This is a genomic window from Paenibacillus alba (assembly GCF_013204855.1).
GTDB lineage: Bacteria > Bacillota > Bacilli > Paenibacillales > NBRC-103111 > Paenibacillus_E > Paenibacillus_E alba.
In genome coordinates this window covers 124,972-136,215 of the sequence record NZ_JABMKZ010000014.1, presented here as the reverse complement: position 1 = coordinate 136,215, position 11,244 = coordinate 124,972, and the positions used below count along the sequence as shown (strand labels likewise).

Here is an 11,244-nt window from a genome sequence, read left to right as displayed (position 1 = left end):
GGTAGATAGTTCATTACACAGGAAGCAGCTCATAGGCTAGTCTTTTGATGATGTCCTTATGCTGCGGATATTGCTGAAGTAAATCATCTTGTGCCAACAGTTCAAAGTCCTGAAAGTCAAAGCCTGGCGACACCATACATCCAACTAGTGAGAAGGTGTTGTTCCGCATAACGGAAGATCCGAAAATGGCATTTTTGGGGACTAAATATTGCGGGGTTTCGCCATTTTCCAAATTAAGTCCTAATTTTACTTCTTCATAGCTGCCATTTTCATGAATGACATGAATGGTTAAGGGGCTTCCGGCATGAAAATACCACAATTCGTCCGATTTTAACCGATGGAAATGCGAGACATCATGTGATTGCAAGAGAAAGTAGATACTGGTATAAAGCAATCGTTGGCCCGTGAACTGAACGGATAATTCCTGATCAGAAATTTGTTCTTCAGCTTGATAGGTCCGTTTATAATAACCCCCTTCGGGGTGGGCTATGAGCTCGAGCTTAGAAATCCAGTATTCGGGATTATTGGTTAACATGCTATCATTCCTTTGTAATTAAGTATAATTTCAAAGAGAAGTATAAACCATGTGCTGAAATTGCACAACGCAGCCGATCTATTAGGAGATTGCAATACTATATAGTAAAAAAGAGCAGCCCTTGGGCTGCCCTCAGTCATAATGATCAATTGCGTTGCAATAACAGATATCCGCTGATAGTTGATGTTTTTTTCTGGAATACGATTTTAAAGCCAATATCATGATCTAATAAACAGTTTAAGGCATTAATAAGCAATGCATTGCGTACCAACGTAAATGTACAAGGTTGCGTATTGCCAATAATACGAACTGCAGTAATCCTGCGTGCGGAACCGGGAACCAGAGGATTCCTTGTCCAAGTAATCAATACCAAATCAGGTTGAGGAACAGCTTTTGCGCGAGCCATTTCTATCACCTCGTTTCTATATAGATTCTCTATATAGAATGCGAGATAGCTTATAATGTGCTAAAAAAAGGCGCTGTAATCACTGCTTGGCATGGCCGCTGAGAACGTCTTTACTTCCATATTGGAATTTTAAAGGTAATAACTAAAAATAAAATAGCGAATAAGGAGAAGAATAGCGCTTTACTCACGTTTCTATGGTGAAGCTCCAGTGCGTAGAACATAGCGAAGTAAAAGGCAACAGAGCATGGAAAACTCCAGCCATGGTTGTAGATGATTAAGTCAAGGATGTACCAGAAGTATTCAATTGCTGAAAATCCGGCAACCCATGCGAGATAGTAGTACAATTTGCTTCTTTTCTTGGAAGTTGGGAAAAAATGCAAATATAAAATGGCCGTGCAGGGCAGTAGGACAAAAGTATTCAACAAATCTGTTGTCTTATGATTCAGCAGGGAATCAGAGTGAAAGGACCACGTTAAAGAGTGACTGCATAAAACGTTATAAAGCAAATTGCAAAAAGATAAGTATAGAACGGTTTTATAATAAAGTTGCCATCTCTTTAGAGATCCTGTGAGGATACTAGCCAGCAGCAAAGCGATATTGCAAAACAAGATCATATGAGTATCTCCTGAATGTAGATCGTCCTTCTCCAAATGGCTTGTACAGTTAAGAATGGAGGGAGGCGATTGTTCGCCTCCCCGTTCATCTTGCCAAACTTACCGATGCTCAATTAAGTCGATTGCTCCAAGAATAACATGAGCAGCTCCAAAGCCAAGGATACCCATACCGGCAATTTTATTCTTGCCTCTAAGGATTGTATAACCAGAAGCAGTAACTACAGTTCCAAGAACGGCAGGAATCAAACCTTCACGCATATACAACACTCCTTTTGGTTTTGTTTGGAAGACGACTTATTATGCTTCAAAAATAATATTCATATACCAATCATCATGAAGCTCGTGTGAGGGCGAAAATAGCTGAGGCCCTCATTCATTGATGAGGGCCTCAGCTATTCTTTACATTGGGGGACTTAAACTTGTAATAAAAGACATGTCTGACTGAAGAATCCGTTGATCATTTACCAGATTTCCGAATCCATCTAAACCGAAAACTGACATTATCGCACTTGTTGTGTTTAATACATTAATTTGAACCTCATAAGCCACATTGCCTGCAATGAAAAATTCACGTACATCATAGGCATTTGGTAGAACAATATACGAAGTGGCGTAGTCCGTATGGAAAACAGTTGAATTGACAGAAGCAAAAATTTGAACCGTTATGATAGCTGTGTTGCTGAGATCAATATTTCTTGTGTTTACAACAATGTTGGATGCTGCTGTTCCAGTAACATTCGTATTCGTAATGACACCAGTTGTAAAGGGCATGTCCAATCACCTCCCCTCATTACCTTTCTATTAACATATTCTTCTAGAAAGGAAGTGTGAGGGGATTAGTTTAGTAGTGTTATATTTTTTTGAGTCGTTACTTTAAACTCATCGGAACGCCATACAACAAGTGCTCTCGCGCTGTCGCATCTTTTTCTTTCAATAATTGTTCAGCGGCGGTTCGGAATTCTTGTTTGCCGTAGATTTTCGCAGCAGTCGTCATGACAGGAATTGCCGAAGAAAGGTTCTCTGCTTTTATTTGCTCAAACTCCCATGCTTTTTGCTTGCTTATGTAGGGGCTCAGAAACTCCAAAGCTTTAAGAATGCTGCGGCCGTCAGCCGTTTTATAATTCCAAAGATCCACTCCGACTTTGCTTCCCAAGCGAGCAACTTGGGTAAGTGCGTCCATATTGTAAGTCGAATAATGCAGGGAACGCGTCCGACTTAACTCACGAGGCATACTTCCATCCGGTTCAATTTGCGCAGCAATTCGTTTTTTTGATTCTTCAGCTACCTTCTTGGCAATATCGGGTTTCCCGCTGAATAAGGCATAGGCGGCGACTTGTGCGTCATACCAATTGCCGTGATTGTTTGTGGCATTCTTCTCGTCATTACCGATCGGACTTTCCATTAGCCACTTCATATAGTCGCCAATCCATTCTTTGAATTTGTTGAAGTCTTGATCGGATAAATAGTTCGAACCTTTTAAAATCGTGGCAGGATCAAGTGTATTAAAAATATTTAACGTTTCGATAATACCCGCTGCTCTGCCCTCATTGACACCAGGAACGGATTGACCGTAGTTTAAACTCGGATTCATGCGCGTAGCGGCATCCAGATACCAAACTTTGAGCAATTTGGCCGCGTATTCAGCATAAGCTTCGTTTTCGGTATAGAAATAAGCTAACGATAATGTACGAATACCTGAGCTGGTTTTGCCGAAGTTATCTCTGTCGAATTTATTCGTATTGATTTCTGGGTTTTGTTGCCCGTCTTTTTGTATATAGGGCTTTCCATCAGGTGTATCAGGATTCGGCCACCAGTAAACACCGATCGAGACATAATCATGCTTATCGCCGCTTGGAGCAACCGTGGTTTTATCCAGAATTGAAAAAGGGCCTTTTTGCATAGCCAAATCTGCATCCTTCTTCAACTGATTCACGCTTTGTGTAATAAATGAATCTCCCGCCAAATATTTGCGTTTTGCTTCATTCAATGTGTCTGCATCTAAAGTAAGCAGTTTGGAAGCATCCAGAACGACTTTGTTTTTGCTTGGATCAACCGTGTTGCTTCCGATCATGATGGATCTGCTGTCGGATTTCCACTCAACACTCTTGCCAAGCAGCTCCCCGATCAACCGAATAGGAACGTACGTTGTATTCTGATACATCAGTGTTTCCGGCACCAAGTCCCCCTGATTATTGTACAAACCTTCTGGAGCGCTTTTATTTACCCCATTCACGATTAATTTTAACTTTTGCAGGCTAATGTCTGCTGGGTTTGTAGCTGCAAGACCAATCCCAGAGAAGAACAATGATCCGCATAAAAAAGAGACAGCAACATGTTTAAAAGAATACTTTTTACTCATTCATACACTCCCTTAATACAAGATAATAATGACTATAAAATAATAAAGCGTTTGCAATGTCAATACTATCTCCTTCTAAAGGGTGCTAACAGGTGTTTTTTCAATATCTATATGGGTAAATTTATGAATTCTTTTTTTACGAAGCGGACTTAAGAAAAAACGCGCTCCTGTAGGAGCGCATGTGCGATCATCACAACCATTTGCTCGCGAATCTAACATTATTTAGCTAATAACACGCGATGAACGCCCTGACTTCCTCCAGGCGCAGTTCCAATATATAAATATCCGTTATGGTTTACAGCCGTAGTTACGCCGTACAGTGAGCCTATTGGGTCGTGCCAACTTCCAGTGAGTTCCCCCAGCGGGCTGAACTCCGCAACAAGTCCATGCTTCGCCGGTGCACTTGCGCCACTAAGCAGCGACTCCGGCAATTTGGCCATGGTACCGGCCAACCAAGGGTTGCGGTGCATCAGATCTACAAAAGAAATGCGTGTCGTGAAAATACCGACCCAGAAACGACCTTGCTCGTCTCGTGTAATGTTGTCAGGGAAGCCTGCGAGATTACTTGCGAAAATATCAGATGTCCCCTTCTTCGGTCCCTTCAGCCAGTACCTAGTCAACTGATAATGATACGATTCAGCTACAAGCACATAATCTTCCTCACTAGACAACGCGACCCCATTTGCAAAATAGAGCCCTTCTAATAGGACAGTCGTCTGCTTGGTCATTGGATCATACTTCAGCAAACGTCCGTACGGCTTGTTCTCGGCAATTTCACTGAAAGTCACGCGGCCATAGTTCGAAGTGTCGGAAAAATAAATCGAGCCATCCTTGGCAATATCAAGCTCGTTAGCTAAATAGATCGGCTTGCCGTCCACTTGATCGGCCAAAACCTCTATGCTCCCGGATGGGTTAATAGACAGCAGCCCCTTTTGGATATCAGTCACGATCAAATTTCCATAAAAGTCAAATTTAAGCCCATTGGGCGTTCCTTTGGTGTCTGCAAACACTTGGGCTTTTTGTGGATTGCCCTCTGCATCGAAAGTAACCTTATAAATTTTCCCATCTGAATCTCCTGTGTATAGCTGGCCTTCCTTATCGAATGTAATGAATTCCGGGGATTGAGGGGCATCAGTAACGAGCTGAGCCGAGCTGAGTTTATTATTGTTTTGCCATGGGCCAGGTTCCTGCAAAGAGGGGGCGGTTGGCACGGACCATTTTGCCGGTTCGATCGGTGAAGGCACAAGCAAGAAAACGATTGCTCCAAGAAGGAGCAACATAAGCAGCGATAACACAAATCTACGCATTATTTTGCGCTGTGAGCGTTGAGGGCGATTCACGCCTTCAGTTGATTTAACGGAGCGAACTTGTGTGTTTGGCATTATAGCGCCTCCTATGTCTAATAAGTTAGATTTAGATTTGAACTATGATTTTACCGAAAAATAGCTTTCATCGAATTGTCCTCCCTGCAAGATCAGAGTGATCACCTAGATTCTTATAATTGTTATTATTGCTGGAGCCTCCACGTGGACGAAGCATGCCTCCAACAAGCCGAAGACCTTGCTTGCGTGTTATGAATCGTGATAACTGTGCCCCGATATAATTCTGTACACCCGGAACGACGTATATTTTCCCTTCCTTCAACGCGCGAAGTGCAACCTCTACGACTCTTTCTGGCGTATCTTTCTTTCCGACGGAGGCTTCTTCCGTTCCTACGACACTAAAGAAGCTGGTGTCCGTTGAACCGGGACAAAGTGCGAAGAATGTAATGCCGCGGTCGCGGTTTTCCCACCATAACGCTTGAGTAAATGACAGAACGAAAGCTTTCGTTGCCCCATATACGGCCATATAGGGAAGCGGTTGAAATCCGGCGGTTGAAGCAACATTAATAACTGCACCTGAGCCATTGCGTAACATGTCCGGCAAGAACAAGTGGGTCATATCTACAACAGCGGCGACATTGAGCATAACTTCTTCATGTTGACGCGCACCTGACACTTGTTCGAAATAACCATGTGTGGCAAAGCCTGCATTGTTGATAAGCATGTCGATATTCACTTTCAAACGTCGACATTGCTGATATAGCTCGCTGGGCGCTCCCTCTTTCGCAAGGTCCATAGAGATAACTTCGGCTTTGACGCCATACATTTTTCTAAGCTCATCTGCCAGGCTCTCAAGCTTGCTCTCTGATCGGGCAACGAGTACCAAATGGCTGCCTTGTTTGGCCAGTTGTCTTGCGAATTGCTCTCCTATACCAGAAGAAGCTCCCGTGATTAGCGCCCATTTACCTTGAATTTTCATAGTTCTATTCTCCTTTTGAATACTGTGTTATAATATTGAAACACTGTTACCATTTGAGCATGAGAAATTTATATTGCCTAAGAAAGATAAGAATTATTGCGCCGTTTGGTAACAGTGTTTCCGAATGGTTTGATTGTAACTCGCCTTTTTTAGAAAGTCAATATGCTCTTTGAACATCCAATGTCTCATTGACAACTGCGTAACAACTATATAAAATTCCTTGCAAGAGAGTCAGGAAATTTGTTTCCTGATGCAATCACGATAACCGAAGGTGATGATTATGAGCGGTCAAGAGATCTCCTCCAATGTGAACTCACGAGTATTGAAAACCTACCAAGAAGCTCGCTTGCAAAATACTGAAAATCTCCGCAAACTCGTTGTTGATGCTGCGGCAACGCTCTTGCAAGAAGAGGGGCCGGAAGCGGTTACGGTTCGTAAAGTATCGCAGAAAATGGGTTGCTCGACAAAAATTATTTATAGCTTGTTTGTTAATAAAGAGGGCTTGGCTCAGCAGTTGTATCTGGATGGTTGCAAGCTTCTGGCAAACGAATTCGAGGCGACTCCGCAAGCTGCTGATCCAGTACAGCATATGATGAATTTAGGAGAAACCTTTTGGCAATTCGGGCAGCGTTACTCCAGCTATTATAAGCTGATGTTCGGAGGTGCCTTTGCAGATTTCAAACCGGACGAGGCAAGTGTACATGGCACCGTAACAGCCATGCGTCAATTAATAACCGTGATCAGCCATGCCCAAGAGCAAGGACTGATTCCCGGCCATTATGACACGGAATCCATTGTACGTATAGTCTGGGCCTCGCTCCACGGCGTTATTCATCTTTACATGGGTGGACACTTGGGAGATGTACAATCTGCTTATGCGGTATACAGGCAAACATTGTCTTTGATTGCTAATTCGTTGTTGCCAGTTCAGAGTCCCTAAAGGACGCTGTTTGGCAGTTGTTTACTGCTGTCTGCGGGCCCTGCTTCTCATGCATGCCTAAAATGTATGTTTGCAAGTAGAAGTGATATAATTAATAAGATTCAAGAGGCAATTCAGTCCATGAAATAGGAGGAGAAACATATCCATGAATACAAATCAATTGGATCGAATCCAAACGGGAAAGGGCTTTATAGCGGCCTTGGACCAAAGCGGTGGAAGTACTCCTAAGGCTCTGCTGCAGTATGGCATTAAGGAAAACAGCTATTCGAATGAAGAAGAGATGTATACATTGGTGCACGAGATGAGAACGCGCATTATTAAGAGTACTGCGTTTGATTCCGAGTACATTTTGGGTGCGATTTTATTTGAGAACACCATGGACCGTTCCATTGACGGGCAATTTACAGCCGATTTTCTATGGGAGAAGAAAGGCATTGTGCCATTTCTAAAAGTTGATCAAGGGCTTGCCGACCTTGAAAACGGGGTTCAGCTCATGAAGCCTATTCCCGGTCTAAATGACCTGCTTAAGCGCGCGGCGGAGCGAAACATTTTCGGAACGAAAATGCGCTCACTTATTAAAGAAGCCAATCCTGCCGGTATCAAAAAAGTCGTTGAGCAGCAGTTCGCCATCGGTCTTCAAATCGCCGAGATGGGACTGGTTCCGATCATCGAACCGGAAGTTGATATCAATAGCGCAGATAAGGAAACGTCGGAACAACTATTAAAAGTTGAGATTTTCGATCAACTATCCAAACTTGGCAAAGACGTAAAAATCATGCTGAAACTTTCCATACCGACGCAAAACAATTTCTACAGCGATTTAATGGAGGATCCGCATGTTGTCCGGGTTGTGGCTTTGTCAGGCGGCTACACGCAAGCGGAAGCGAATGAGAAGCTGGCAAATAATCATGGATTGATCGCCAGTTTCTCGCGTGCCTTGTCGCAGGGCCTAACGGCCGAGCAAACAGACCATGAATTCAACGCGATGCTTTCCAAAACCATTCAAGACATTTATGAAGCTTCTATTAAATAAAATGATACCGACTTCGAAAAGAAGCATTACAACCATTAGGTTGTGGTGCTTCTTTTTCGTTCGTTTACAAATAATGCATCCTTCAGAAGCTTCATGATATAATAAAATAAGAATTGGAGTTGATTTCATGAGAGATTTGCTAGACCCCAAAAACGATTTTGTTTTTAAGCGAATATTCGGAAGCGAAGAAAATAAGGACGTGCTGCTGGCTTTCCTCAATCGTACTTTCCAAGAAGCTGCCGCTTACCGAAATCGTACTTATGAATCCTTACACGGATAAAGACTCGCCTCAAGATAAACAATCCATATTTGATATCCAGGCTAGAACGATAGAAGGCAAATTGATTAATATCGAAATGCAGTTATTTAACCGCTATGACAATGAGAAACGTACGTTGTATTATTGGAGTAAGCAATATGCAAGCCAGCTTGAAGAAGGACAATCATACAAGAATCTAAAGAAGTGTGTCACCATCAATATTCTTAATTTTTCTATCCTTCCGAATGACCGTTATCATAATGTGTTTCATTTACGTGAAAACAGCAGCGGCATTTCATTGACTGACGATCTTGAAATACATTTTCTCGAGCTGTCAAAGCTGAACCATCAACAAATGACCGCTACAGGCGGATTGTTAAATTGGTTACTTTTTCTGAAAAGTGACAATACAGACAATTGGGAGGTGTTCAACATGCAGGAACCTGAACTCAGAAAAGCGATGAATGTTCTGGAATTCCTTAGTCAGGATGCAGAGACACGTAGGCTTTATGAAATGAGACAAAAAGCTTTGCATGACGAGGCTTCGTCTATGGAGGGCGCGAGAGAAGAAGGAGAAAGGCAAGGCGAGTTAAAAGGCAAACTTGAAGTAGCTACTAAAATGCTGGCAAAAGGAATGGACATAGAATCCATTTCGGATTTCACAGGACTTCCCATTGAAGAACTAAAGAAATTAAATCATGCTCATTAATTAATAAAGGCTGCCAGGGAATTTACCTTGGGAGTCTTTATTTGTTATTTTTACTGCCTTTGGGTATTCTTCTTACGGAACCTTCACTTTGTTTCGTCCACGCGGGCGAACCCCTGACCGCATCGCTGGCAGCGATACGGTCCCCGCATCGGTAAGTTTCACTTATTGACTACAGATATCTCACGGCAAAAATTTTGGTTTGATGCCATTTAGGATTTCCTTTATAATGAATGATAATGATTATCAATAAAGTCGAAAACAACCAAGGGATGATTGCATGACTTTTGACGCCCACGATGATGTCCTCTACAATTTGGAATCGCGCTCAAGCTCTTTCACTGGAGAAATTGCCTGATTTGGACGCTGATTATATTTTCGTACTGGTGCAGGGGAAGGAATCGAAGACTCTTATGGCCGAGTATGAGAATAGCACGCTGTGGAAAAACCTCCCGGCCGTCAAAAACGGCCATGTGTTCGAAATGCCCAGCAACTACTGGATGGCTAGCGGAGCGATTGCGAAAACGAAAAAAATCGACGATGTTTTAAGTGCAATTATAAAATAAGAAAATCCGTTTTAGATATGTACAAAATCTACGAAAGAACGTTCCATTGGGATTTAGCTCACACGGACATGCCAGATCAATAAACGACTCCACGACAATGATCGTGGAGTCGTTTATTGATTTGGGGGAGCCTGAGGGATCGAACCCCTATCGGTTTAATACGGGAAAAAATTCACAATGTACCTTGAACAAACGAATGGTATATATTACAATTCTATTTAAAACCAAGGAGATTTTGCATGAAAAAAACTATAATCATTTCAGTTGTGGCTTTATTACTAGTAGCAGGTATTTCGGGTTTCGTCATTTGGAAAATTCAAGATAATAAAGCGAAGAAAGAAATGGCTATAGTAGCAGATATTTCAACGATTCAAGAGAAGGTGAATTCCCTATATAAAGACAACCAAAAAATGAATCTTGCAGATCATGTTAACAATGACATCATAAAAAGTACACATGACTTATTTTTGAATATTAATAATAAAGAACTTTCGCCCCAAGCTTCCACATTATTCAATCAAGCTTCTTTTGACATAAGTTATGTGGAGAAGATGTTCTCAGTAAAACAGAATATAGATAAACTTTTTGATAAAAATGGCGCAATTATTGAATCAGCTGACATTAAGTCCTACAAAGACCAGTTAGATACACTAAAGTCGGATAAGCCTTCCTTTGTTAATGAAATGATGACTAAAATTAATGATGCCGAAACTCAAAAAGAACAAATTTTAACTGCAACAAGGATGGTTGATGATTTATTTACATCATCAGAAAAATCCACTGTAAAAGAATCCATTACCCGAACAGAAATTGATAATGCTAAAGCAAAAACAAACGATATTAAACAAGATAAAGCAAAAGAAAGTTTATTGTCATTTATTCAACTAACTGATTCGTATATAGATTCAAAGATAAAAGCTGAAGCCGAAGCAAAGGCTAAGGCAGAAGCAGAAGCAAAAGCAAAGGCTATAGCTGATGCAAACAAATTAAAAAATAATAACTCTGCCAAAAAATCCTCTGCCCCACCAAAGAAATCTGATGGTACCTTAGATTTAACAGATTGGGTAGAATATAGCACAGGGGATCCGGTCTCATTGTTGAAGTATTTGGCATCTGGTGACGTTATTAAATATAATGGTCGATATTGGGCCTCGCCAAAATTAGTAGAAATGATATCACATGAAGAAGTGGTTTATTATAAGGATATTTCCAAGCAATAACTAGAGTTCTTATCTCGCATATTCCATAAATTAAAGGCGGAAACCTGATATCAAGCTACCCTTGAAATCAGATTTTCGTCTTTTTTGAGAATTTTTACATTTCAAAGTTTGAATAAAGTTTAACTATAACCAAATAAGACCATGAGGTTTAAACTGGAAGGGTTTACGATGGAGTTATAAAAAACAAGGAGGAATTGACATGAAAAAAATGATGAATTCTACGGTGCAAACATATAAGGGGAAACACTTTCTTAAGTTATAAACGGTATATCCCTTATATGTGTTTTAAATAACACAAAGAAGGG

General features: G+C 41.4%; 12 protein-coding genes and 1 pseudogene. 5 read left to right on the top strand and 8 right to left on the bottom strand.

The window, feature by feature from the left end:
• Positions 1–13 precede the first annotated feature (13 nt).
• The 8 genes from HQN90_RS18965 to HQN90_RS18935 all read right to left on the bottom strand — a co-directional run bounded on the left by HQN90_RS18965 (position 14) and on the right by HQN90_RS18935 (position 6,215).
• Positions 14–535: a cupin domain-containing protein gene (locus tag HQN90_RS18965; protein WP_173221507.1), complete on the bottom strand. Its 522-nt coding sequence runs from the start codon at positions 533–535 to the stop codon at positions 14–16.
• Positions 536–680: 145 nt separating this feature from the next.
• A complete protein-coding gene (locus tag HQN90_RS18960) occupies positions 681–941 on the bottom strand; it encodes a hypothetical protein (protein ID WP_173221506.1) in 261 nt (86 codons plus the stop codon).
• A gap of 110 nt (positions 942–1,051) precedes the next feature.
• Complete coding sequence (locus HQN90_RS39985; RefSeq protein WP_420851062.1) at positions 1,052–1,555, bottom strand: CBO0543 family protein; 504 nt, start codon at positions 1,553–1,555, stop codon at positions 1,052–1,054.
• A 99-nt stretch (positions 1,556–1,654) separates the two neighbouring features.
• Positions 1,655–1,813 carry an asparagine synthase gene (locus tag HQN90_RS18955; protein WP_173221504.1) on the bottom strand — a complete coding sequence of 53 codons (159 nt, stop codon included), beginning with the start codon at positions 1,811–1,813 and terminating at the stop codon, positions 1,655–1,657.
• A gap of 141 nt (positions 1,814–1,954) precedes the next feature.
• Positions 1,955–2,326, bottom strand: coding sequence for a hypothetical protein (locus HQN90_RS18950; protein WP_079414933.1), 372 nt, complete (start codon positions 2,324–2,326; stop codon positions 1,955–1,957).
• 97 nt (positions 2,327–2,423) lie between these two features.
• Positions 2,424–3,914 (bottom strand): alginate lyase family protein, encoded by a 1,491-nt coding sequence (locus HQN90_RS18945; protein WP_173221501.1) that lies wholly within the window; start codon positions 3,912–3,914, stop codon positions 2,424–2,426.
• Between the two features lie 218 nt (positions 3,915–4,132).
• Positions 4,133–5,296: an SMP-30/gluconolactonase/LRE family protein gene (locus tag HQN90_RS18940; RefSeq protein WP_173221499.1), complete on the bottom strand. Its 1,164-nt coding sequence runs from the start codon at positions 5,294–5,296 to the stop codon at positions 4,133–4,135.
• A 67-nt stretch (positions 5,297–5,363) separates the two neighbouring features.
• On the bottom strand, positions 5,364–6,215 hold the full coding sequence (locus tag HQN90_RS18935) for an SDR family NAD(P)-dependent oxidoreductase (RefSeq protein ID WP_173221497.1): 852 nt from the start codon (positions 6,213–6,215) through the stop codon (positions 5,364–5,366).
• A gap of 280 nt (positions 6,216–6,495) precedes the next feature.
• On the opposite strand from HQN90_RS18935, the gene HQN90_RS18930 reads away from it, so the two are divergent.
• The 5 genes and pseudogenes from HQN90_RS18930 (at position 6,496) to HQN90_RS18910 (ending at position 10,939) form a co-directional block, all read left to right on the top strand.
• The gene (locus tag HQN90_RS18930; protein ID WP_173221495.1) at positions 6,496–7,155 is read left to right on the top strand and encodes a TetR/AcrR family transcriptional regulator; all 660 of its coding nucleotides are present in this window, start codon (positions 6,496–6,498) and stop codon (positions 7,153–7,155) included.
• Between the two features lie 145 nt (positions 7,156–7,300).
• The gene (locus HQN90_RS18925; protein ID WP_173221493.1) at positions 7,301–8,188 is read left to right on the top strand and encodes a fructose bisphosphate aldolase; all 888 of its coding nucleotides are present in this window, start codon (positions 7,301–7,303) and stop codon (positions 8,186–8,188) included.
• A gap of 127 nt (positions 8,189–8,315) precedes the next feature.
• A pseudogene (locus HQN90_RS18920) lies at positions 8,316–9,156 on the top strand (Rpn family recombination-promoting nuclease/putative transposase).
• 284 nt (positions 9,157–9,440) lie between these two features.
• Complete coding sequence (locus HQN90_RS18915; protein WP_173221491.1) at positions 9,441–9,719, top strand: ABC transporter substrate-binding protein; 279 nt, start codon at positions 9,441–9,443, stop codon at positions 9,717–9,719.
• 239 nt (positions 9,720–9,958) lie between these two features.
• A complete protein-coding gene (locus tag HQN90_RS18910; protein ID WP_173221489.1) occupies positions 9,959–10,939 on the top strand; it encodes a toxin Cry1Ac domain D-VI-related protein in 981 nt (326 codons plus the stop codon).
• The last annotated feature ends 305 nt before the right edge of the window (positions 10,940–11,244 follow it).